The 348-nt window shown below is 45.1% G+C and carries 1 protein-coding gene; it reads left to right on the top strand.

Features of this window, described 5'->3' with window-relative positions:
- A partial coding sequence (locus BCT81_RS04340; protein WP_133152539.1) for a glycosyltransferase occupies positions 1-348 on the top strand: 348 nt, incomplete at both ends.

Here is a 348-nt window from a genome sequence, read left to right as displayed (position 1 = left end):
CTTATCAAAGCGCTCTCCTTTCTTCCCGCTAATTTCATTGTTGCGTTCGCAGGCGACGGCTCAAACCGAACCCAATTAGAAGCGTTAACGACAAAACTTGGTTTACAAGATCGCGTAATATTTCTGGGGTTAGTTGAAGACATGACTACATTTTATGGCTCGCTCGATACTTTCTGTCTTCCTTCACGACACGAAGGTCTACCCCTGTCTACGTTAGAAGCGCAAGCTTGCAATATTCCTACGGTAGCCATGGATGTTGGTGCAGTGGATGAAACGCTATGTCCAATTAGTGGCACATTGGTAAAAAAAGGAAACATTATTGAGTTAGCCAACGCTCTGCTAGAGGGC

It is taken from the genome of Vibrio sp. 10N.261.52.A1 (assembly GCF_002876325.1).
GTDB lineage: Bacteria > Pseudomonadota > Gammaproteobacteria > Enterobacterales > Vibrionaceae > Vibrio > Vibrio chagasii.
This window is presented reverse-complemented; position numbering and strand designations above follow the sequence as displayed.